The sequence below is a fragment of the Heyndrickxia shackletonii genome, assembly GCF_001420715.1.
In the GTDB taxonomy this organism is placed as follows: Bacteria; Bacillota; Bacilli; order Bacillales; family Bacillaceae_C; genus Margalitia; species Margalitia shackletonii.
On record NZ_LJJC01000004.1, the window covers coordinates 1,905,941 to 1,929,123 of the forward strand.

27 protein-coding genes and 1 riboswitch are annotated in these 23,183 nt (G+C 36.7%); of the genes, 17 read left to right on the plus strand and 10 right to left on the minus strand.

Features of this window, described 5'->3' with window-relative positions; all coding sequences use genetic code 11:
* Positions 1-182: 182 nt before the first annotated feature.
* A complete protein-coding gene (locus AN964_RS09005) occupies positions 183-1,469 on the plus strand; it encodes a Y-family DNA polymerase (protein WP_055739356.1) in 1,287 nt (428 codons plus the stop codon).
* Positions 1,466-1,798 (plus strand): YolD-like family protein, encoded by a 333-nt coding sequence (locus AN964_RS09010; RefSeq protein WP_055739357.1) that lies wholly within the window; start codon positions 1,466-1,468, stop codon positions 1,796-1,798. The genes AN964_RS09005 and AN964_RS09010 overlap by 4 nt, the downstream gene beginning before the upstream one ends.
* 36 nt (positions 1,799-1,834) lie before the next feature.
* Here AN964_RS09010 and AN964_RS09015 read toward each other — a convergent pair whose 3' ends face one another.
* From AN964_RS09015 to AN964_RS09035, 6 genes are all read right to left on the minus strand, one after another.
* The gene (locus AN964_RS09015; RefSeq protein WP_055739358.1) at positions 1,835-2,047 is read right to left on the minus strand and encodes a CDGSH iron-sulfur domain-containing protein; all 213 of its coding nucleotides are present in this window, start codon (positions 2,045-2,047) and stop codon (positions 1,835-1,837) included.
* Positions 2,048-2,126: 79 nt separating this feature from the next.
* Positions 2,127-3,047: an alpha/beta hydrolase gene (locus tag AN964_RS09020; protein WP_055739359.1), complete on the minus strand. Its 921-nt coding sequence runs from the start codon at positions 3,045-3,047 to the stop codon at positions 2,127-2,129.
* Between the two features lie 477 nt (positions 3,048-3,524).
* On the minus strand, positions 3,525-3,656 hold the full coding sequence (locus AN964_RS27260) for a hypothetical protein (RefSeq protein ID WP_268888405.1): 132 nt from the start codon (positions 3,654-3,656) through the stop codon (positions 3,525-3,527).
* 70 nt (positions 3,657-3,726) lie between these two features.
* Positions 3,727-4,623 (minus strand): hydroxymethylglutaryl-CoA lyase, encoded by an 897-nt coding sequence (locus AN964_RS09025; protein ID WP_055739360.1) that lies wholly within the window; start codon positions 4,621-4,623, stop codon positions 3,727-3,729.
* Between the two features lie 117 nt (positions 4,624-4,740).
* Complete coding sequence (locus AN964_RS09030) at positions 4,741-5,919, minus strand: toxic anion resistance protein (protein WP_055739361.1); 1,179 nt, start codon at positions 5,917-5,919, stop codon at positions 4,741-4,743.
* Positions 5,916-6,572 carry a 5-bromo-4-chloroindolyl phosphate hydrolysis family protein gene (locus AN964_RS09035; protein ID WP_055739362.1) on the minus strand — a complete coding sequence of 219 codons (657 nt, stop codon included), beginning with the start codon at positions 6,570-6,572 and terminating at the stop codon, positions 5,916-5,918. The genes AN964_RS09030 and AN964_RS09035 overlap by 4 nt, the downstream gene beginning before the upstream one ends.
* Before the next feature lie 264 nt (positions 6,573-6,836).
* Between AN964_RS09035 and AN964_RS09040 the strand changes: the two genes are divergently transcribed.
* From AN964_RS09040 to AN964_RS09055, 4 genes are all read left to right on the plus strand, one after another.
* Positions 6,837-8,024: an acetyl-CoA C-acetyltransferase gene (locus tag AN964_RS09040; RefSeq protein ID WP_055739363.1), complete on the plus strand. Its 1,188-nt coding sequence runs from the start codon at positions 6,837-6,839 to the stop codon at positions 8,022-8,024.
* A gap of 123 nt (positions 8,025-8,147) precedes the next feature.
* Positions 8,148-8,837, plus strand: a complete 690-nt coding sequence (locus tag AN964_RS09045; RefSeq protein WP_055739364.1) for a CoA transferase subunit A — start codon at positions 8,148-8,150, stop codon at positions 8,835-8,837.
* Positions 8,838-8,866: 29 nt separating this feature from the next.
* Complete coding sequence (locus tag AN964_RS09050; protein ID WP_055739365.1) at positions 8,867-9,535, plus strand: CoA transferase subunit B; 669 nt, start codon at positions 8,867-8,869, stop codon at positions 9,533-9,535.
* Between the two features lie 82 nt (positions 9,536-9,617).
* Positions 9,618-9,875, plus strand: coding sequence for a YqkE family protein (locus AN964_RS09055; RefSeq protein ID WP_055739366.1), 258 nt, complete (start codon positions 9,618-9,620; stop codon positions 9,873-9,875).
* A gap of 51 nt (positions 9,876-9,926) precedes the next feature.
* Here AN964_RS09055 and AN964_RS09060 read toward each other — a convergent pair whose 3' ends face one another.
* The 4 genes from AN964_RS09060 to mciZ form a co-directional block, all read right to left on the minus strand.
* Positions 9,927-10,259 (minus strand): helix-turn-helix domain-containing protein, encoded by a 333-nt coding sequence (locus AN964_RS09060; RefSeq protein ID WP_055739367.1) that lies wholly within the window; start codon positions 10,257-10,259, stop codon positions 9,927-9,929.
* Positions 10,260-10,408: 149 nt separating this feature from the next.
* On the minus strand, positions 10,409-10,552 hold the full coding sequence (locus tag AN964_RS25425) for an anti-repressor SinI family protein (protein ID WP_083489271.1): 144 nt from the start codon (positions 10,550-10,552) through the stop codon (positions 10,409-10,411).
* Positions 10,553-10,578: 26 nt separating this feature from the next.
* Positions 10,579-10,662: riboswitch (cyclic di-GMP riboswitch) on the minus strand.
* Between the two features lie 503 nt (positions 10,663-11,165).
* Positions 11,166-12,077: an aldo/keto reductase gene (locus tag AN964_RS09070; protein ID WP_055739369.1), complete on the minus strand. Its 912-nt coding sequence runs from the start codon at positions 12,075-12,077 to the stop codon at positions 11,166-11,168.
* Positions 12,078-12,145: 68 nt separating this feature from the next.
* Complete coding sequence (gene mciZ / locus AN964_RS25430; RefSeq protein ID WP_083489272.1) at positions 12,146-12,274, minus strand: Z-ring formation inhibitor MciZ; 129 nt, start codon at positions 12,272-12,274, stop codon at positions 12,146-12,148.
* Positions 12,275-12,507: 233 nt separating this feature from the next.
* Between mciZ and AN964_RS09075 the strand changes: the two genes are divergently transcribed.
* The 11 genes from AN964_RS09075 to AN964_RS09125 all read left to right on the plus strand — a co-directional run bounded on the left by AN964_RS09075 (position 12,508) and on the right by AN964_RS09125 (position 23,081).
* A complete protein-coding gene (locus AN964_RS09075; protein WP_083489273.1) occupies positions 12,508-13,065 on the plus strand; it encodes an NUDIX hydrolase in 558 nt (185 codons plus the stop codon).
* Positions 13,052-14,221, plus strand: coding sequence for an endonuclease Q family protein (locus AN964_RS09080; protein WP_083489274.1), 1,170 nt, complete (start codon positions 13,052-13,054; stop codon positions 14,219-14,221). Before AN964_RS09075 ends, AN964_RS09080 begins: the two co-directional genes overlap by 14 nt.
* Positions 14,222-14,235: 14 nt before the next feature.
* A complete protein-coding gene (locus AN964_RS09085; protein WP_083489275.1) occupies positions 14,236-15,417 on the plus strand; it encodes a class I SAM-dependent methyltransferase in 1,182 nt (393 codons plus the stop codon).
* Between the two features lie 183 nt (positions 15,418-15,600).
* Complete coding sequence (gene spoIIM, locus AN964_RS09090; protein WP_055739372.1) at positions 15,601-16,251, plus strand: stage II sporulation protein M; 651 nt, start codon at positions 15,601-15,603, stop codon at positions 16,249-16,251.
* 111 nt (positions 16,252-16,362) lie between these two features.
* Positions 16,363-16,836: a ferric iron uptake transcriptional regulator gene (gene fur, locus AN964_RS09095; protein ID WP_055739373.1), complete on the plus strand. Its 474-nt coding sequence runs from the start codon at positions 16,363-16,365 to the stop codon at positions 16,834-16,836.
* Positions 16,837-17,043: 207 nt separating this feature from the next.
* Complete coding sequence (locus tag AN964_RS09100; RefSeq protein ID WP_055739374.1) at positions 17,044-17,256, plus strand: YqzK family protein; 213 nt, start codon at positions 17,044-17,046, stop codon at positions 17,254-17,256.
* A gap of 6 nt (positions 17,257-17,262) precedes the next feature.
* Positions 17,263-18,156: a site-specific tyrosine recombinase XerD gene (xerD, locus tag AN964_RS09105; protein ID WP_055739375.1), complete on the plus strand. Its 894-nt coding sequence runs from the start codon at positions 17,263-17,265 to the stop codon at positions 18,154-18,156.
* Positions 18,157-18,368: 212 nt separating this feature from the next.
* A complete protein-coding gene (gene deoB, locus AN964_RS09110) occupies positions 18,369-19,556 on the plus strand; it encodes a phosphopentomutase (protein WP_055739376.1) in 1,188 nt (395 codons plus the stop codon).
* 11 nt (positions 19,557-19,567) lie between these two features.
* Positions 19,568-20,398: a purine-nucleoside phosphorylase gene (locus AN964_RS09115; RefSeq protein ID WP_055739377.1), complete on the plus strand. Its 831-nt coding sequence runs from the start codon at positions 19,568-19,570 to the stop codon at positions 20,396-20,398.
* Complete coding sequence (locus AN964_RS09120; RefSeq protein WP_055739378.1) at positions 20,398-21,702, plus strand: pyrimidine-nucleoside phosphorylase; 1,305 nt, start codon at positions 20,398-20,400, stop codon at positions 21,700-21,702. The genes AN964_RS09115 and AN964_RS09120 overlap by 1 nt, the downstream gene beginning before the upstream one ends.
* A 209-nt stretch (positions 21,703-21,911) precedes the next feature.
* Positions 21,912-23,081 (plus strand): D-alanyl-D-alanine carboxypeptidase family protein, encoded by a 1,170-nt coding sequence (locus tag AN964_RS09125; protein WP_055739379.1) that lies wholly within the window; start codon positions 21,912-21,914, stop codon positions 23,079-23,081.
* Positions 23,082-23,183: the final 102 nt, after the last annotated feature.

The following is a 23,183-nucleotide window of genomic DNA, read 5'->3' on the forward strand; positions in this document are numbered from 1 at the left end:
CTTTTTAGCAAATAACGGAATCAGTGTCCGCAAAAAAAGTGAAACCTCATTAGTATTCATGTTTTTCAACCCATCCAATAACTTGTTTCCAAAAAATATAAATTGAAATCGAACGTATATTCGAATACAATATAGAATATAATAAGAACATAAGTTCGTTAATGCGAAATAAATAAAACCTAATGAAGGTGAAGAAAGTGACCGTTGATTACAGCAAACTCCCGCATCATAAGATTTTATGCATCGATATGAAGAGTTTCTATGCAAGTTGCAGTGCTGTTATACGTGGGCTAGATCCGATGGAATGCTATCTAGCTGTGGTTGGAAACAAAGAGCAGCCAGGAAGTATTGTGCTCGCCGCTTCTCCGAAATTAAAAAAGGACTTTGGCATTAAATCAGCATCTTCCCGGTTGTTTAATATTCCTAATGACAGCAGGATTCAAATTGTTGAAGCGCAAATGTCGACTTACTTACAAATCTCCACAGAATTAATAAAAATTTTTAATAAGTATGCACCTATGGAAGATATTCATGTCTACAGTGTGGATGAATCGTTTATTAAAGTGGATGGCCTGAAAAATATATTTGGTGACACAAAAACAATCGCGCATATGATCAAAAATGAGATTTTTGAAAACTTTGGACTGCCTTGCACGATTGGCATTGGCCCCAATATGCTGATGGCAAAATTGGCATTAGATTTGGAATCGAAAAAAGCAAAGAATGGAATAGCGGAATGGACCTATGAGGATGTCCCAACCAAACTATGGTCCGTATCTCCATTACGGGAAATGTGGGGGATAGGAAGAAGGCTGGAAAAAAGGCTAAACGGAATGGGGATTTTCTCTGTAGGTACTTTGGCAAAATATGACCTGAAATTATTGGAAAAAGAATTTGGTATTATGGGAAACCAACTTTACCATCATGCTTGGGGTGTAGATTTATCCGAGTTGGGAGCTCCTATTATAGATGGGCAAATTAGCTTTGGAAAAGGCCAAATATTACTGCGTGATTATAAAGAAGAGCATGAAATCAAAGTAGTCATATTAGAAATGTGTGAGGAAGTAGCACGCAGAGCCCGTGCATCAAAAAAATCGGGAAGAACGATTAGTTTAGGAATTGGATACAGTGATTCTGATTTTGGAGGAGGCTTTCATCGATCCTATACAATGGAAGAGGCGACCAATGTAACCATGACCATTTATCAAGTGTGTTTGAAGTTATTTGATAAGTTTTATACAGGCAAAAATGTTCGTCAAATAACCATCACTCTCTCCAATATTGTGAATGATAGAAGCATGCAGCTGAATTTATTTGAGCCTAATAAAGCAAAATTACATGATTTAGGATATGTGGTAGATAAAATTAGAGATAAGTTTGGTTCTGCATCGATATTGAGAGCTGTTTCTTTTACTGAAGCTGGGACATCTTTAAAACGCTCCGCACTTGTGGGAGGGCATAAAGCATGATCCGTGATAGAGGAAATAAAAAATGGGTCTCCTTAATGCTGCCGGAGCATGTAAAAATGTTAAGGGATATGTCGGTAGATTTAAAACGGCAAAACAAACCAGTGCTGGATGAATATCAAATTCAGGAGTTTGAAGAGAGGATAAAGTACGCACAGGAATTTAAGCTGCCTTTAGAATTTTCTATTTTTGAAAATGGATTTATAAAGAATATGGTTGGCAGGGTAATGAAAATGGACCCTTTAGAAAAAAAAATGAAAGTCAAAACGATGAATGATAACATAGAATTCGTGCATTTCCACGAAATAATAAATGTACAAATAAAAGATTAAACCGCCCATTTGGACGGTTATTTTTTCGCGATGAACCTATTCTACTTCCTTTTTCTCTGCGCGAACACATGATTCAAAATTCCCTTTATGTGAACCGTCACAGAACGGTTTATTTTTGGATAATCCGCAGCGGCATAATGAAAACGATGGCTTTGTTTCGAAAACATTTCCTTCTGCATCAATAAGTTCGACGTCACCGGATACACGGTAAGACCCATTATCATTCACCTTAATTTGCACTTTTGCCATATGTAACCACCCTTTCTAAAATTATCATGTCTTCTTAGATGGTATAAAGAAAATGAAAAAAATGCAACCTTTTCTAAAGTTAGAGCACTTCTTCACTCAAATACAAACTAAAAAATTCATCAATTGCTTGCTCGTATTCTTCCTTATTCTCATTGAAGGATTGTGCATGCCCTCCGATAGTAGCCATGAATAACATTTTTTGATCTTTCTTCCTGTTGTATAACGTCTTTGTCATTTCCGGCAAGATGTAATCATCTTTTTGGCTATGTATAAATAGAACGGGTTTTTTTATGTTGTCTATAACCTGGATAGGGGAAATAGTTTTCAGGCTATAACCGCCTCGAATACGCACAAAGAAGTCAGCAAGAGGCAGAAACCATTTTCCAGGAAGCTTCATCTCTTTTGTAATTCGGTAGGCTAACTGCTCACGAAAATCGGAATAAGGGCAGTCCGCAATATAAAAATCAGCCCGGTCTTCAAGGCTGCCGGCATATAGAAGGGCTGTAGCAGCACCCATGGATTCCCCGTGAATCCCAAAAAAGACATCTTCTCCTTCGGTTGAGATTAAATAATCGACAACCGCTTTTAAATCGTATTTTTCATAGTATCCATAGCTTGTTGTTTTACCTTCTGATTCCCCGTGCCGGCGATGATCGTAAATAATCGCATTAAAGCCTCTTTTTAGAAAAATGTTCATGTATTTGATGGAATTCGTTTTGTTTTCCGTTACACCATGTGAAAAAATCATGTATTTTTTTCTATCGGGATAAGGTCGTATCACAATTGCTTTAATTAAGTAGCCGAAGGGAGAGTCGATCCAAACTTCTTGTTTTGGCAAATCTTCATAGTGGATAGGATCGATTCTTTCTGCCTTTACTTCACGATCAAAAATAAGTTTTTCATCCTTTTTCATCATATAGATGATGCGTTGTGACATATAGAATCCCAAACCTGCAGCAAGTAAAGTAGTGCCTCCCAGAATAGAAAGAACTTTCTTCAATGATAGCCACCTCCAAAATACCATTTTCTTCATTTTACCATATGAAAAGGATGACATAAAAAATGAAGGCATCACAATAATGAAGGACAAGTTACACACAAGATAAAAAGCAAACTGTCTTTCAACGAAGGAATGAAGGAGAAGTAACGCCAAGGCAAAAAGCAAAACGTCCTTCATCAAGAGGATGAAGGACAAGTTACACCAAGACAAAAAGCAAAACGTCCTTCATCAAGTGGATGAAGGACAAGTTACACCAAGACAAAGAGGAAAATGTCCTTCATCAAGAGTATGAAGGACAAGTAACGCTAGGGCAAAAAGCAAAATGTCCTTCATCAAGTGAATGAAGGACAAGTTACGCACAAGATAAAAAGCAAACTGTCTTTCATCAAAGGAATGAAGGACAAGTTACACCAAGACAAAAAGCAAAATGTCCTTCATCAAGTGGATGAAGGACAAGGCCTATCGAGGTAAGTGGAATTATTGCTCAGAATTTTGTCTCTTAGTCGGATGAATCGCTTTATTCAGTTCTTCAGCAGCTAACACATTTTTGGTTGTGTCAGCAGTTGGTTTGCCTTTTTGACTATAGCCTTTTTCACGCTGCTTCGTCATAGTTGCATGATACCTCCTTAAAATAGACGATATCATTAAATTGAGCATTATCAATAAAAACTATACCATTTTACTTTGCTTTCGCTAATTGATAATATCCGGTTTCAATTTTTCGAGAAATGGATGGGGCAATAATGTCAATGGCTTTGACGAGCTCATCTAAATGAATGCCGGTTTCAATCCCCATCCTCTCCAGCATATAAACAACATCCTCCGTCGCCACATTTCCGGTTGCTCCCGGAGCAAATGGGCAGCCTCCAAGACCGCCTGCCGATGTATCGAAACGATCAATGCCTGCCTCGAGTGCAGCATAAATATTGGCAAGCGCCATTTTTCTTGTATCATGAAAATGAGCGGTTAGCAAAACCTCGGGAAGTTGTTTTTTTAATTTAGAGAATAAGGAAAATGACTCAGTAGGGGCAGCCATCCCAATTGTATCGGCAACACTTAATTCATCTACCCCTGATTGGGCAAACTCTTTACAAAGTGCAATGGTATCTTCTTCTGCTATTTTCCCTTCAAATGGGCAATAAAACGAAGTGGAAATGCATGCCCGAACAAAAACATTAGTGGCCTTTAGTTCAGCAATAATTGGTTTAAGCTCCTCCATACTTTCTCTAGTCGTTTTATTTATATTTTTTTTATTAAAGCTATTGCTGACTCCGACAAATACAGCAATGGCTTTGCAGCCTGTTTCTAAAGCGCGTTCAACTCCTTTTCGGTTAGGAGCAAGTACAATATTTCGATAGGTATCCGAGGAATTAACCAAAACAATCTCTGCAGCATCTTGCATTTGCGGAACCCATTTAGGCGAAACAAATGAAGTTAATTCCATCTCTGTTACCCCGGAAGACTTTAACTGCTCAATAAATTTATTTTTGATATCCGTTGGAACAAAGCTTTTTTCATTTTGCAATCCATCACGAGGCCCGACCTCGATAATAACAGCCTTTGTTGGTAATACCATGATTTCTCCCCCTTTGTTATAAGTCTATTGTAAAAAGAGGAGAGATGGAATTGCAATAATAATATGATTTTTCATAAAAAAAGAGCAATGCCATAGAATTAGACATTGCTTTTAGCTTTATGATTTTAAATTTAACAGCTTTTGCTTTAATTCATTCTCCATCGTGATCAGCTCTTGTTCAGCCTGATAGCGTTTTGCACGGCCCTCTTGTTGAATGCGAAGCGTTTCTTCTAATGTCGAAACAAGATTTTCTTGTGTTTTCTTTAATGTTTCGATATCAACAAGTCCGCGTTCATTTTCCTTCGCGGATTCGATTGTATTTGATTTTAGCATTTCGGCATTTTTAAGGAGCAGATCATTTGTTGTTTTAGATACCTGTTTTTGAGCTTCGACTGCACTGCGCTGGCGAATAAGTGTTAACGCAATCGCAATTTGATTCTTCCAAAGCGGAATGGCAGTCATTATCGAAGACTGAATTTTTTCCGCCAATGCTTGATTTGTATTTTGAATTAACCTGATTTGTGGTGCACTTTGAATCGTAATCTGCCTGCTTAGCTTTAAATCATGTAATCGTTTCTCTAAACGATCTGCAAATTGTATCATATCATTAACATCCTGAAAGGCCATTTGGTCGCCGGTTTCTGCCGCTTTTTTCTTTAATTCTGGAATGGTTTTTGTGTATAATTCTTCAACTTTTAATTCACCTGCAGCAATATAAATATTTAGGGCATGGAAATAATCTTTATTTTTTTCATATAGTTGTTCGAGCATATTGATATCGGATAAAAGTGTTTTTTTCGAAAGCTCCAATTTAACACTAATTCTATCGATTTGCGCACCAGTCTTTTGATACTTTGATAATACCTCTTGAACAGAACTGGAGATTTTTCCAAACATTCTCGAAAATAGCCCTTTCTTTTCAGGAGCTAATTCTTCGGGGTTAACCTGTTCCAATTTCTTCATTAAATCGCCTAATATTTCTCCAATTTCTCCAATATCCTTTTTTTGGACGTGGTCAAGCATGGAATGGGAGAAGTTTAAAAGCTTTGATTGAGCCTGTGTTCCGTACATTATAATCGACTGATGATTTTTTGGATCAATTTGCTCAGCCAACTGTCTTGCTTTTTCACGGTTCTGTTCTGGTAAAACATCAATTAGCCTTTGCGGCTTTTCCGCCTGGGCTGTTGCAGGAGCATCATGAATTACAAGCTCCTTTTCTCCAAATGGATTGGTTAGTAAATCATCCAATCCTTCACTTATATCTTCTTGCCATAGGCTTTCCTTTGACTCACTCATTTTGTTGATCTCCTTTCGTCATCTAAAGAAGTGTCTATTGGTGGTTTTAAAGAATGCTTTGCTACATTCAGTTCAAACTCAAGATGATCAATGTCTTTCGATAACACTTCATATAAATCATTCTCTATCGTCCTTTTTAACTCCTTTAAAGTATTGCGGGTATCCTTTAAAGAAAAATATAATTCATTATTTTTTACCGGTTGTGCAGCTAAAAACGCGTATTTTTCAGATAATTCCACAATAGAATCTAAATGATAGAAAAAGAATTTTTCTGCTTGATAAAATCTTCTTGGTTCTCTTCTGATAATCGCGTAGATCCTTTTTACAAGACGGATAAGATCAAGCATTTGCTTAAATGCGCCAATGTTTCGCACGTTAAAGAATACCTTTTGCAAACGGTGAATTTTCTTCTTAGCTTCCTTAAGGTTTTGGACAATATAAGCAAATTCTTTTCGAGAAAGCTGATGTTTTTTCAAAAATTTTCTTTTGGTGATCCATTTTATCACAATATATATGATTGCGCCTCCGAGTATTGCGGAACCGGATGAATATAAAAGGGTTTGCTCAAAACCAAAATAACTAATCAGCCATACGAGTGCCGCAACAGGTATTGCAACAAATATACGGGTAATGAAGGAAAAAAATGTTTTCATTATTAATCGACTCTCCAATCTAGAGCAGCTACAACTCAAATACGAATGATGAATAAAAAGGTTTCATTAACTTTTATTATAAAAAAAATCAGCTATGAAAGAAATACATCTCTAGTAGTATTGTACTATACATCTTAAGTACTCAAACGATAAGAATCAACTTCCTGCTTCAGCAGGAAAAATCAATTTTTTATCGAAAATAGACAAAGAAGAGAAAATGTTAGCGGTTTCAAGCTGACTTTTATATAAGAGGAGGACCAAAGGATGGAAAAACAAGAAGTTGTGATTGTGAGTGCAGTTAGAACGGCTATTGGAAGCTTCAATGGATCATTGAAAAATATACCAGCTCCAGAGCTTGGTGGAATCGTAATCAAACATGCAATAGAACGAGCCGGGATACAAGGGGACCAAATTGATGAGGTTATTATGGGAAATGTTTTGCAGGCTGGGCTGGGACAAAATCCAGCGCGTCAAGCAGCTATAAAGGCTGGGGTTCCGGAAAGTGTTTCCTCGATGACGATTAATAAAGTTTGTGGATCGGGACTAAAGGCTGTTCATCTTGCCACACAAGCAATCTTAGCAGGAGATGCAGATATAATTGTTGCCGGTGGGATGGAAAACATGAGTCAGGCGCCATATCTATTAAAAGGTGCAAGGGACGGCTTTAAGATGGGAGATCAAAAGCTAGTTGATAGTATGATTCAAGACGGATTATGGTGTGCCTTTAATGATTATCATATGGGAATAACAGCAGAAAATCTTTGTGACCGCTATGAAATTTCCCGTGAGGAACAGGACCAATTCTCTGCGGAGAGTCAAAGCAAAGCTGTAAAAGCAATCGAAGAAGGCAAGTTCAAGGACGAGATTGTAGCTGTTGAAATTCCGCAAAGAAAAGGGGATGCCATCATTTTCGAAACAGATGAATATCCTAAAAAAGGCACAACGGTGGAGAAATTAAGTTCATTAAGACCTGCTTTTAGGAAAGATGGTTCGGTTACAGCAGGAAACGCGTCCGGAATAAATGACGGAGCGGCAGCATTAGTCATAATGTCTAGGAAAAAAGCAAATGAATTGGGGATTAAACCACTTGTAACGATAAAAGCAAATGCCAATGCCGGGGTGGATCCAAGTGTAATGGGGATTGGTCCTGTAACAGCGGTCAAGAAAGCGCTGGAAAAGGCAAATATGTCGTTAGAGGATATGGATCTTATAGAAGCAAATGAAGCATTTGCTGCACAATCCCTAGCAGTTGATAGGGAATTGAAGTTTAATAAAGAAATCTTGAATGTAAACGGCGGGGCGATTGCTCTTGGCCATCCAATTGGAGCAAGTGGGGCAAGAATCCTTGTCACCCTTATTCACGAAATGCAAAGAAGACAAGCGAAAAACGGATTAGCTACCCTTTGTATTGGCGGGGGGCAAGGGGTAGCCACGATTGTTGAATTAGCTTAAAAGCGGTTAATTACTGATTGTTACCTCGATTTATAGTCTTATGCGTACACGTGAACGTTTACGCATAAGGCGGTATGATCATCAATAATATATTTTTACGAAACCAGAGGGGAGAGAGAATAATTGAAGCAAGTATATACATCCTTCCAGGAAGCGGTAGCAGATATTCAAGACGGTGCGACAATAATGGTTGGCGGTTTCGGTCTTTGCGGAATTCCTGAAAATTTAATTCTTGCACTTGTCGAAAAAGGGGTAAAGGATTTAACGGTTATTTCTAATAACTGCGGGATAGATGATTGGGGATTAGGACCGCTTTTGCAAAATAAACAGATTAAGAAAATGATAGGGTCATATGTTGGGGAAAATAAAGAATTCGAACGCCAGGTGTTAGCTGGCGAATTAGAAGTGGAATTAACCCCGCAAGGCACCTTGGCAGAAAAAATACGAGCAGGAGGAGCGGGAATTCCTGCATTTTATACTCCCGCAGGTGTGGGAACACCAATTACAGAAGGGAAAGAAACGAGGACGTTTAATGGGAAAGAATATGTTTTGGAGGAAGCATTAACGGCAGATTTTAGTTTAATTCGTGCTTGGAAAGGTGATAAAATGGGGAATTTAGTATACAACAAAACAGCCCGTAATTTTAACCCGATGATCGCGGCTGCAGGAAAGGTAACGATTGCAGAGGTAGAGGTGCTCTATGAAGTCGGGGAGCTGGATGCTAATTTTATTCATACTCCAAGCATTTATGTGCAAAGGATCATTCAAGGGGATCAAGAAAAACGTATTGAAAGAAGAACCATTAGAAAATAATTTGCACATTAAGGAAGGGAGAGAAGAATATGTCAGCTGATAAAGGTTCAATAAGGGAAAAGATTGCTAGAAGAGCGGAGAAGGAAATTGAAGATGGCCATTATGTAAATCTGGGAATTGGAATGCCAACATTAGTTGCCAATTACATTTCCGATAATAAACAAGTTGTTTTACAGTCGGAAAACGGCTTGCTTGGAATTGGCCCATATCCTACAGAGGAGGAGATTGATGCAGATTTAATCAATGCCGGAAAAGAAACGGTGACGGCAATTCCGGGTGCAGCTTATTTTGATAGTGCAGAATCGTTTGCGATGATTCGGGGCGGTCATATAAATATAGCAATTTTGGGCGGAATGGAAGTATCGGCCTCAGGTGATTTAGCTAATTGGATGATCCCGGGGAAAATGATCAAGGGCATGGGGGGAGCGATGGATTTAGTTCATGGTGCCCAAAAAATCATTGTTATTATGGACCATGTGAATAAAAATGGTGAGCCTAAAATTCTCAAAGAATGCAGTCTTCCTTTAACAGGGAAAGGCGTTGTTAACCGAATTATTACGGATAGAGCTGTTATCGATGTATCCAATAAAGGACTTATTTTAAGGGAAGTGGCAAAAGGATACACAGTGGAGGAAGTACTTGCTTCGACGGAGCCAACTGTAATGGTAGCTGAAGATGTAAGACTAGAAGCTTATTAGTCACTGTAGTAAAATGATGGGAGTGTAGGTTACATGATACCTATTCTTTTTCTTCATTTTTAAACTTAAGGGAGAAATCAAAATGGCAAAAACAAAAAAACAGCAAAAGTATCAACCTAAAAAGGAAAAGCAGGATGAAAAGCTTACATTGAAGGATTCTTTAAATCAAGATATATTATTAAAATTAAAACAAGCACAGCATGATTTAGTACAAAAGGAAGAAAATGAAAAGCTTCAAGAGGAAGAAAGAAAGAGAGAAGAAAGAAGAAGAAAGGAAAAGAATAAATCCTTTGAAGAATTATTAAATGAAAATCCAATGGACTGGAAGAAATTTAAATAGGGTTTGGAAAAAGGAAAAATAAAAAGCGTTCAAATCATCATAACGAACGCTTTATTTATTATTCCTTTTCCATTTATTAAATTCGAGAAATTCTCGAAACTCATTTTTAGAGACACCAGAATTCATCGCTTCACGTACTAACAGTTCCCATTCAGAGTCAAGTTCTGCGTGGTCAAATCCTTCTTCCCCCTCATCATGGAGTAATGCATTTACAGATACTCCTAAAACGGCTGATACTTTTTCCAGAAACTGAACAGAAGGATTTGATTGAATATTACGTTCAATGGAACTTAGATAAGATTTTGCGACACCTGCTCTTTCGGCAAGCTCTGATAATGATAGTTGCCTTTGTAATCGGAAATTTTTTATGCGTTGTCCAATCATAAGTATGTCACCTTCCTTCGATTTATTATAACATATAACGAAATTCGGGTTCCATATTTAGAACGGATTTGCAAAAAAATTATAATAATTGCAATAAATATTTTAAAATGTGAATAATAGTATGTATAGTAGAATGTTAGGAAAATTTTTTACATTACATCTAATCCAGAGGTTTTTTTATGAAAGAAGTCTTTTATTTCTTGAACAGAAATTCCCATATCGAGTGCTGCTAAAATTAAATCAATCCATTCCTGATCCAGTGTTTGTGTACTTGCCATTAATTTTTTCTCCATTTTTACCTCCTAAAATACCATGTATTTCAGGTAGCCCAGCCGTCATCGTATTAAACCTTAGACCTGTGACTTTGCGTCCTTATTTTTCAATAAGTTTGCCTTTTTCTGATAATAATTCATTCTTATTATCTACTACTTTTTGTCTACATTTTTGAGTATAACGAAAATGATTTAGCCATACTCGAAAATTATGTCGATGTCGAATAATTGAAATAATGCCACAAAATGAATAAAACGAGAAATGAATTATCATACTATTTAAATGATTTTGTCGTTATATGGTAAAAAAAGTTTTTATGACATCGCAACTTTTTATTTCTTCTAAAATATAATTTGAAAAAACGAATACTTATTTGTAAAAAAAGAAAAGAATTTGTTGAAAACTTTTTGAATAGTTACCCCCAAAAATCATAAAAGTGGAAATGCCTTGTTCATATTGAAATGGAAGTGCAAATTTTACCTGTAGGGGCATTGACTGAGGTAAAGGAAACACTGCAAGGTATTTTAGGAGCTGATGTTAACTTATCGTTGAGAGGAGACCCGGAGATTCACTTATCGATTGGCATTATGCTAGACAACCAAAAGAAAGGTCCGGCAATCCAGACCTTTTCTTTTATCGATGTTCCTTATAGATATTTTCCTTTGTTAACGTAAGAAGAATCTTTCGTTCATCCTCGTTTAAAGAATCGGACCTAGTGGCTTGTGCATTTATGCGAACTTGTTTGACTGAACTCGCTCCAGCAATTATAGAAGCTACAGTATCATTCGCTAAATTAAACTGAAGGGCTAATTCCGTCATGGATCTATTCTCAGAAACCAATTTATTTTGAATACTAGAAAGTAAGTCGTGAAGCTCCTGATGGGAATATTCCAAATAGCCTTTTTCAGATAGCTTGCTAGTCCATTTCTCGCTTAATAATCCTTTAGCAAGCGGTCCTCTTGTCACAACACTTACTGAGTGTTCTTTAATAAATGGAAAAATTTCCTCAGGTCGTCTATCCAGAAGACTATATTGCATCATAATGCTAATAATGGAGGATTTCTCAATATATTCACGAATCACGTTAGGACGAATAGAGGAAATTCCATAATACCGAATAATTCCTTCCGATTTTAATTCTTCAAAGGCTTCAATTGTATCCTCGATATTATCCTCGATGTTTCCCCCATGCAATTGATATAAATCAATATAATCTGTTTGTAATCTTTTAAGACTCTCCTTTACAGCTTCCTTTATATATTTTTTAGAAGGATCCCAGCTCCACCCGGAATGATTCTTGTTCCAGCGGTTTCCTACTTTTGTGGCAATAATGACTTGGTCACGGACATCCTTTAATGCCTTCCCGACAATCTCCTCATTTGCTCCAACATCATATAGGTCCGCCGTATCAAAATAATTAATACCTTCCTCTAATGCAGCGTATATAATTTCTTGTGCATGTTTTTCATCTGTTCCAAGAGACATGCATCCTAATCCAAGTGCAGAAACGTATAAATCTGAGTTTCCTAGTCTATTTTTTTTCATGACAGGTTTCCTTTCAATTTGTTTCCTACTATTGTAGCGAAAAACAGTTTACTTTAACAAAATATTTGCTAACGATTGATTAACTTTACCCAATCAAGCACATAGTAATACTGTTTTCTATATGATTTTAATTGCTCTCTTATTTCCCATGCCTTGCCGCTCATTGTAATTCCTTTCGAATGTACAAATATTTTCACGGGTATGTCACCTTCTTTTTAGCGGGCTTCCTATTAGCCTCCGCTTTTTAAAATTTGTTAAGCTATAATAGTGTTTAGTTATACGCATACACATGTGCGGGTTTTACTAGGGAACATTAACGGTAGGGAACATGTACACATAAGACGATAAGACGTCAACACTATTATTTAACAGAGCCGTTTGTTAAAATGTATGAATAGTAGTTTATGGAAAAGAACAAGGAGAGTTTATGATGCATAAATTTGAAGAGAAAACAATCAGGTCAGAGAAAATTTTTGAGGGCAGGGTTGTCCGTCTGCAAATAGATGAAGTAGAACTGCCAAATGGTAAAACGGCAAAGAGGGAAATTATTAAACATCCAGGGGCAGTTGCCATATTAGCTATTACTCCAGACGATAAAATTATTTTGGTGGATCAATATCGAAAACCAATGGATAGGGCATTAGTTGAAATTCCTGCAGGTAAATTAGAACCAGGAGAAAAGCCAGATGTAACGGCTATAAGGGAGCTAGAAGAGGAAACTGGCTACTCATGTGAAAAACTAGAACTTATTTGTTCATTCTATACATCACCAGGCTTCGCTGATGAACTTATTCATTTATACTTAGCAAAAGGCTTGCAGAAAGTAGAAAATCCAAAAAGTGCTGATGAAGACGAATTTGTGGAATTATTAGAGGTTACACTGGAAGAAGCACTTCAATTAATTCAGGAAAAGAAAATCTATGATGCCAAAACACTGTACGCAATTCAATATCTACAATTAAAAGAGGCGTTGAATAAGAGTGAATAATTATTTTGTCGACCTCCATATTCATATCGGGAGGACGAAAACCGGAAAACCAGTAAAAATTACTGCATCGAAATCATTAACGCTTACCAATATCTTAAATACGGCAAAGTCCCCTAAAGGTTTAGATATGGTAGGCATCATTGACTGTCATTCTCCGGAAGTCATTGCTGAAATAGAAGACTTGATTTATCGTGGAGACCTAAGGGAAATGGCAGAGGGGGGATTCCGTTTTCAAGAAACGGTTACACTCATTCCCGGAGTAGAAATTGAAGTAAATGACGAGAATTGTAAAGGTCCAATTCATGTCCTTGGCTATTTTCCTACTTTAGAGGCTTTAAAGAATTTTTCGATGTGGTATCAAACAAAGGTCAAAAATGTCCAATTAAGCACACAAAGGATACATGAAAGTGCTGTACCGTTACAAAAGAAAATAAAATCATTAGGCGGAATTTTTATTCCTGCACATGTTTTCACCCCATTCAAAAGTTTGTATGGAAAGGGTGTAGAAAAATCAATATCCGAAATTCTGGATCCCGATTTAATTGACGGGATTGAATTAGGGTTGAGCTCTAACACAGAAATGGCGGACCGAATTAAAGAATTGCATCACTTTACATTTGTCAGTGATTCCGATGCGCATTCTTTAGGGAAAATTGCCCGTGAATATCAGATAATGAAGCTCGAATCTCCGACCTTTGCTGCATTAGAAAAAGCCTTACATGGTAAAGACGGTAATGGAATTGTCGCAAATTACGGATTGAATCCATATCTTGGCAAGTACTATCGAACAACCTGTTCGAAATGCTTTGAGCCAAAAGTGGCTGACATTTGCCCTCACTGTGGATCCACTCATTTCACAAAGGGAGTGTCTGAACGAATAAAAGAACTGGCAACAGATCAAGTAAGCCCAAAGCGACCTCCTTATGTACATCAAGTCCCGCTTGATTTCCTACCAGGATTAGGTCCGAAAACATTGCACAAATTATTAGATTACTTTGATACGGAAATGAATATTTTACACAATGTACCGATTGAAGAATTGAAAAAAGTGGTGAAAGCGGATTTAGCTGATATGATAATGCAAGCAAGACAAGGAACGCTTCAGCTTATGGCTGGAGGAGGCGGTCAATATGGAAAAGTGGATAATACTAAATAATATGGTGGAGAAAAATGAACTACATTGAATTATTAACTGAGTTAACCAAGAGATTGGATGAAGAAGGGATTCCATATCAATTTGTGAAAACGACTTCCCTTAGGATACAAGGAGTAGAAATAGACCATTCAAATGAAGTGTTTTTAGAGATTCAATGGGATGTATTTGAAAAAGCCTATTCGCTTTTTCCACCTTCCACCCTATCTGAGATCAATAAGAACCAAGTAAATGCATCCTTTCAAGTACAATATGAAGGATATACGATATTTATCGAATGTTTTTTTAATACTACCATTCGTACAAATCCTTATCGTGTAGAATTGAAAAAGGATGGCATTTCATTTTGGTGTATCTCTCTCTACCAATATCTCTATTATCGAAATAGTGATGTAGAAATTGAGTTGATACATGCCTTTCTAAATAAACAGCAGCAGATAGTGACGAATCAAAATGAGGAAGCATGGAATCAGCATAATTATGAAGCACTATTAAACCGTCATGGAGACCCTGCAGTTGTAGCAGAAAAAATAAAACAAAATCCAAATTGGCGACTCTATCCTTTTAATAAATATTTTGACAATCTGTCAGGTAAAAAAGTCATTCATTTAATGGGATCTAACGGGATTAAAGGAGTAGCACTGTCTTTACTGGGAGCTCAGGTAACTATTGTTGATTTTTCAAAGGAAAATCAAGCATATGCCAAGGAGATAGCAAGTGCAGTCGAATTACCATTGGAATATGTAGTTTCCGATATTTTATCGATCCCTATAGAAGAGCATAGAGGGCAATATGACTATGTTTTAATGGAGCTTGGTGTCCTCCACTATTTTATAGATTTATTTCCATTAGTAAAGATTGTATCAAGTCTCCTTCGGCCAAATGGTAAATTTATCTTACATGAATTTCACCCTGTTTCCACAAAACTAATTACCTCTTCAGGTAAAAAACATAAGGTAACAGGTAATTACTTTGACCCAGCAATCTCCAAACGGGAAGTGGCATTTAGCAAGCATATGCCACAAGAAAAAAGAGAAGATACGGAAGAGGTCTTACAAAGAAAATGGACATTAGGTGAATTGATTACGACAGTCGGCCAGAGTGAGATGCTTATTGAAGTCCTTGAAGAGGAACCAAATCATAAAATTCATGATATCGGATTGCCGAAAACTTTTACATTAGTCGCTAGAAAGATATAATTTATGAATGGTCGCCGTTTTAATGGCGGCCATACTATTTTCTCTCCTTCTTTTTAAGTATTTTTGCTCCTTATCACGCAGGAAAGGAATAACCTAGTAAATGAGTGCATAAAGTTTAATAGATATCTTGAATGGCGAAAGGCTAGCAGGGTTTCTATTAAATGTAAAGCAGGAGGATAGAAAATGCGGAAAAAAAAGTTGCAGTCTAATCCTATCATAACTCATGTCCAAGAATACTCCTCAATCTATTTATTTGTTATCGTCCTATTTTTAATGGGTATTGTTTTTGGAGCGATTATTGTCAATAGTCTTTCTCCCTCTCAAAAGGATGATTTATATTATTATTTAAATCAATTTTTTGGAGTAGTTTCTAATGATAAAGTTGCCGATTCTTCTGATTTATTTAGGCTAAGCTTCCTTCATAATATAAAATTTTTGGGATTTATGTGGCTGTTAGGGATCTCTATTATTGGGCTTCCGCTCATTCTTATTTTGTTGTTTTTAAAAGGCGTAGTAGTAGGCTTCTCAGTTGGTTTTTTAGTTAATCAGATGGGCTGGAGTGGTTTTTTGTTATCTTTTGCAACAGTATTGCCGCAAAACCTTTTTATCATCCCGATGTTTATTTTTATCGCTGTAGTCTCTGTTTGTTTTTCATTACAGCTAATACGAAAAATATTTGTTAAACAAACAATGGCTTTTCCTTTAATTCCGCTCTTTTCGAGTTATGTTGTTTTCATACTGATAGCAGCAGGGGCAATTGCCGCTGCTGCCGGAATTGAGGCATATATATCCCCAGCATTAATGAAATCAGTAGTCACGTATATTCAGAAATAATTATTATTAATTAATAAGAAGTACACTTTCCAGATGAGAATAATTTTATTTTGAAAAATGAAATCCTTCTGCTATAATTAGTGTGATAGTGGGCAAGGGAGGATACTTTAGATGGAAAGTCGTATCGAGAGGATAAAAAAGCAATTACACTCAGCAAGCTATAAGCTAACTCCACAGCGCGAAGCGACCGTACGTGTGTTGCTTGAAAATGAAGAAGACCATTTAAGTGCTGAAGATGTTTACCTCCTTGTAAAAGAAAAATCACCAGAAATTGGGTTAGCTACTGTTTATCGTACCTTAGAGTTGCTAACGGAATTAAAGGTTGTCGATAAAATTAATTTCGGTGACGGAGTTTCTCGCTATGATTTACGCCAGGAAGGCGCAGCCCATTTTCATCACCACTTAGTATGTATTGAATGTGGTGCAGTGGATGAAATACAAGAAGATTTGCTTGAAGATGTTGAGGCAATTGTTGAAAAACGCTGGAATTTTAAAATTAAGGATCATCGTCTAACATTTCACGGAATTTGCTGGCGATGCCATGATAAAGTAGAGAATAAAGAAGAAGAGACTGACTCAGAATAATAGGAGTCAGTCTTTTTTATATTGAAGGAAATGATAAAACTTAACCTTGTGAATAACTTTTTAAAAAATTGTCCATGTCTAGCTCCAGCGCTTTCGCATTTGTTCTAATATTTCATAGATTCAGGTATAAAATCCCTCAGATCTGTCATAGCTTGTATTAAGCATAATCAAAATGTTTGAGGGAAGGACGAAGGAAGAATGTCTGGAATGAGGCTGTTTTTTAAAACATTGAAGGTGTTTATCTTATTTACCGGGTGCACATTACTCTTCTATTATGGTATTATGTGGGTAAATCAAGAATACGAGAATTATCATCATTATGATGAGCCAAAAGGGACAGCGATTAAAGTGAATTCTACTAATAAAAAGGATTCTAATTGGGTAGATCGACTGTTACTTTTTTATTTGGATGGGGAGTAATGCTTAATGGAAGACCGGTTACAGGATTTTATCCACTTTATGGTGGTGGAAAAAGGGTTATCTAAAAATACGATTCTGTCCTATGAACGGGATTTAAAAAATTATCTTTTATATATTCAAAAAGTAGAACAAATTACCTCTTTAAATGATATAACAAGGGTACATATTGTTCACTTTCTGCATCATTTAAAGAAGCAGGGGAAATCAGCTAAAACATTGGCTAGACATGTAGCTTCTGTCAGATCCTTTCATCAATTCTTATTACGGGAAAAAGCTACGGAGCATGATCCTTCTGTGCATATTGAATCGCCGCAAATTGAAAAGACCCTTCCAAAGGTTTTGAACTTATCAGAAGTTGAGGCTTTGTTGGAATCCCCTGATGAAGATTCTCCTTTAGGAATCCGAGATCGAGCAATGTTAGAGCTGCTATATGCCACTGGGATTCGTGTCAGTGAATTAATTCAACTTAACTTAGATGATCTCCATCTGACAATGGGCTTTATTCGCTGTATTGGAAAGGGAAATAAGGAAAGAATTATTCCGATTGGGAAAACAGCAAGTAATGTAATTGAGAAATACATTAGTATTGGACGTCCAAAACTCAAGTCAAAACAAAATTCAACGGAAGCTTTATTTTTGAATCATCACGGTAATCGTTTAACTAGACAAGGATTTTGGAAAATTTTAAAAGGACTTGCAAAAAAAGCAAATATAGAAAAAGATTTAACACCGCATACTTTAAGACATTCTTTTGCCACACATCTATTAGAGAACGGTGCCGATTTACGTGCTGTACAGGAAATGCTGGGACATGCGGACATTTCCACCACTCAAATATATACTCATGTGACAAAAATAAGATTAAAGGATGTTTATTCAAAACATCATCCACGTGCATAATTTAGATAGATTAGTAGCAGCAAAAAAGTTTATTTAAAAACCGCTAAAATATTTTAGCGGTTTTTCCTTGTCTATTATGTTTTAAATTTAGTAAAATAAAAATAGAGGTCAGACCTCTTACAAGTTAATTGTTCGATTATTGGTAAAAGTAGTGGGAATGATATTTATTAAGAAAAATTAAAGCGCTTAAATTTTTGAATGGAGGTTTTATCATGTCTGATTATACATATAAAAGAATTCATTTAATTGTAATGGATTCAGTAGGAATTGGTGAAGCGCCGGATGCAGAAAAATTTAATGACAAGGGTGCAGATACGTTTGGTCATATTGCAGAAAAAATGAATGGCCTTCATATGCCGAATATGGGGAAATTAGGTCTTTCGAATATTAGAGAGATACAGGGAATTAAAAAGGAAGAAAAACCATTAGCTTATTATACTAAAATGCAAGAAGCTTCAAACGGAAAAGACACGATGACGGGGCATTGGGAAATTATGGGGTTGAATATTAAAACTCCATTTCAAGTATTTCCTGAAGGATTTCCTTCCGAATTAATACAGGAATTAGAGGAAAAAACAGGGAGAAAAGTGATTGGAAATAAACCTGCAAGCGGTACCGAAATATTAGTAGAGCTTGGAAAAGAACATATGGAAACTGGTGCTATCATTGTTTATACTTCTGCTGACTCTGTATTGCAAATTGCAGCACATGAAGACATTGTACCGCTTGATGAACTATATAAAATTTGTGAAATTGCGAGAGAATTAACATTAGACGAAAAATACATGGTTGGCCGTGTCATCGCGCGTCCTTTCATCGGAGAGCCAGGTAATTTTACGCGAACACCAAATCGCCATGATTATGCATTAAAGCCATTTGATCGTACGGTTATGAATGAATTAAAGGATAATCAATTTGATGTGATTGCAATCGGAAAAATATCTGATATTTATGATGGTGAAGGTGTCACAGAAGCTATTAGAACTACTTCTAATATGGATGGAATGGACAAATTCATTCAAACGTTTGATAAAGATTTTACCGGGCTAAGTTTCATCAATCTTGTTGATTTTGATGCGCTATACGGCCATCGCCGTGATCCAATTGGATACGGGAAAGCATTAGAGGAATATGATGCGAGACTGCCTCAAGTGTTTGAAAAAATGACAAATGATGATTTATTGATTATTACTGCTGACCATGGTAATGATCCAATACACCATGGAACAGACCATACTCGAGAATATGTGCCATTACTTATTTATTCCAAACGTTTTGATGGCGGTAAAGAATTGCCTTTAAGAAGAACTTTTGCAGATATCGGTGCGACTGTCGCGGATAATTTCCATGTGAAGATGCCACAGTATGGAACAAGCTTTTTAAAAGACTTACAAAACTAGGGGGAGTAGCAGTGGATTATAGTCAAATTGAAAGGGCCACTCAATTTTTACAGAACAAATATACGGGAAAACCGAAAATTGGATTAATTTTAGGATCTGGATTAGGTGTTTTAGCAGATGAAATCAAAAACCCTATCAAAATTCCTTATAATGAGATTCCAGATTTTCCAGTTTCAACTGTGGCGGGGCATGCAGGACAACTCGTATTTGGTTCACTAGGGGAAAAGGAAGTTGTCGCAATGCAAGGACGATTCCATTACTATGAAGGATATAGTTTAGATCAAGTTACCTTTCCGGTCCGCGTGATGAAACAGCTTGGGGTTGAAATCCTTATTGTGACCAATGCGGCTGGCGGGATAAATGAAAACTTTCAGCCTGGTGATTTAATGATTATATCTGATCACATTAATAATATGGGCTATAACCCGTTAATTGGTCAGAATGATGGTCGTTTAGGGCCGCGATTCCCAGATATGTCTCAAGCCTATAACAAGGATTTACGTGCGCTTGCTAAAGAAGTGGCAGAAAAGCTGAATATAACCATTCAAGAAGGTGTATATGTTGGCAATACAGGGCCAACCTATGAAACACCTGCTGAGGTGAGAATGCTCCGTGCACTTGGTGGGGATGCAGTCGGAATGTCTACAGTTCCGGAGGTTATCGTAGCGAGACATGCTGATCTTTCAGTATTAGGTATCTCTTGTATTTCCAATATGGCTGCAGGTATTTTAGATCAGCCATTAACACATGATGAAGTAATAGAAACAACGGATAAAGTAAGATCTCAGTTTTTAACATATGTAAAAGAGATTGTAAAAAATATAAAAATGGGTGAAGAATGATGAGAATGGTGGATTTAATTGAGAAAAAACGAGATGGCAAAGAATTATCAACAGAAGAAATTCAATTTATCATAAATGGTTATACAAATAATACAATCCCGGATTATCAAGTAAGTGCGTTGACAATGGCTATTTTTTTCCAAGGAATGACGGAACGAGAGCGTGCAGATTTAACAATGGCAATGGTGAATTCGGGAGATACGATTGATCTTGCTGGTATCGAGGGCATTAAGGTAGATAAGCACTCAACTGGTGGTGTTGGAGATACTACAACACTTGTATTGGGACCGCTTGTAGCTGCACTTGGAGTACCAGTCGCAAAAATGAGTGGGCGCGGTTTAGGACATACAGGTGGAACAATCGATAAATTGGAATCCGTTGCTGGCTTCCATGTTGAGATTGAAAATGATGAATTTATCAGATTAGTGAATGAAAATAAAATTGCTGTCATTGGACAAAGCGGTAATCTTACACCTGCAGATAAAAAGCTTTATGCGCTCCGAGACGTTACAGCAACAGTAGACAGTATTCCATTAATTGCTAGCTCCATTATGAGTAAAAAAATTGCAGCTGGTGCAGATGCGATTTGCTTAGATGTTAAAACAGGCGCAGGCGCGTTCATGAAAACACTGGATGACGCAAGAGAACTAGCGACAGCAATGGTGAATATTGGGAATAATGTTGGACGAAAAACAATGGCAATTATATCCGATATGAGCCAACCCCTTGGCTTTGCAATCGGAAACGCGTTAGAGGTAAAAGAAGCAATTGATACACTTAGCGGGAATGGACCGGAGGACTTAACAGAATTATGTTTAACCTTAGGCAGCTATATGGTGTATCTAGGAGGAGAAGCATCTTCTACCGCAGAAGCGAGAGAAAAATTGAAGGAAGTTATTGCGAATGGTAAGGCACTTGAAACGTTTAAAACGTTTTTACAATCACAAGGGGGAGATTCTTCGGTTGTGGATGATCCTTCGAAACTGCCACAAGCACAGTTTCAAATTGAACTTCCATCTCTTGAGGATGGATATGTTTCCGAAATAGTTGCTGATGAAATTGGAACTGCTGCCATGATGTTAGGAGCAGGAAGAGCAACAAAAGAATCCGAAATTGATCTTGCTGTAGGCCTTGTTTTAAAGAAAAAAATCGGAGATCAAGTGAAAAAAGGCGAATCACTTGTAACCATTTATGCTAACCAACAAGATATTGAGGAAGTAAAAGAGACGCTTTATCAAAATATCAAAATTTCAACACAAAAAGTATCCGCTCCAAAACTGATTCAAGAAGAAATAACCATTTAATATAAAGAAAAAACTGTTGGGAGAAATCTCAACAGTTTTTTCTTTTTTTTTGTAAAGGAAAAGTTTGAATAAAAATACTTGAAATGGAAAAAATGTGGTTATGTATATTGTAAAATTTCCATCAAGGCAAAGACACTTATGGTAATGTAAACAATTTAAACTTAGCAATTTTTTAAACAACTAAAAGGAAATTATTGGAGGGGTCTTTTATGAAAAAGATATGCAGTTTCATCATTTGTTCGTTTATTATTTTTTCAAGTATTGTGATAGGGAGTGCCTACTCCTATGCTGCAGAAGGCAATTCAGAGTTAGCACCTGAAGCAAAATCGGCTATCTTAATCGAGAGAGATACAGGAAGTATTTTATATGAAAAAAATAGCCATGAAAAACTTCCTCCGGCATCCATGACAAAGGTAATGACGATGCTCCTTATTATGCAAGCAATTGACAAAGGTACTCTTTCATGGAACGAAAAGGTTCGTACGAGTGAATATGCGGCATCTATGGGGGGGTCTCAAATCTTCCTTGAACCGGGGGAGGAGATGACGGTAGAACAAATGTTGAAAGGGATCGCTATCGGTTCTGCTAATGATGCAGCGGTTGCGATGGCTGAAAAAATTGCCGGAAGTGAAGAATCATTTGTCGCTATGATGAATAAAGAGGCAAAAGCACTTGGATTAAAAGATACCCATTTTCAAAATACAACCGGATTGCCTGTAAAAGATCATTATAGTTCTGCTTATGACATGGCCATTATGGCAAAAGAGTTGTTAAAATACGAAAAAATTACGAAATTTACCGGTACATATGAGGATTACTTGCGGGAAAATACGGATAAAAAATTTTGGTTAGTAAACACCAATAAACTTGTTAAATTTTATCCAGGAGTAGATGGCTTGAAAACGGGCTTTACCAACGAAGCAAAATTTTGTCTAACAGCGACAGCGAAGAAAAATAATATGAGAGTCATTGCAGTTGTATTTGGTGCACCTTCCACAAAAGTGAGAAATGCACAAGTATCAAAAATGCTTGATTTTGCCTTTTCCCAATATGTTACACATCCTCTATATAAAAGCGGGCAATCATTAGGCGAAGTAAAGGTGAGTAAAGGTGAGAAAAAATATATTCATGCTGTAACTAGTGAACCAATATCTGTTTTAACCAAAAGAGGGGAAAAATCAGATAATATTGTAAAAACAAAGACTTTTAGAAAGAATCTAAAAGCACCGATTCATAAAGGCGATATTGTTGGAACATTAACGGTACAAAAAGATGGAAAAGTGTTGGTTAAGTCTGACCTAGTTGCAAAAGAAAATGTGAAAAGTGCCGGATGGTGGAAGCTTTTTAAACGGTCATTTGGACTATTTACTCAGAATTAAAGTAGTCGAATATTCGCAAATTTTAGCGACCTGCTTCTAGTTTTGTCAACAGGAAGGAAAATGGGGTAAAAATATCGAATTGACTCACTATAACAGATTTAA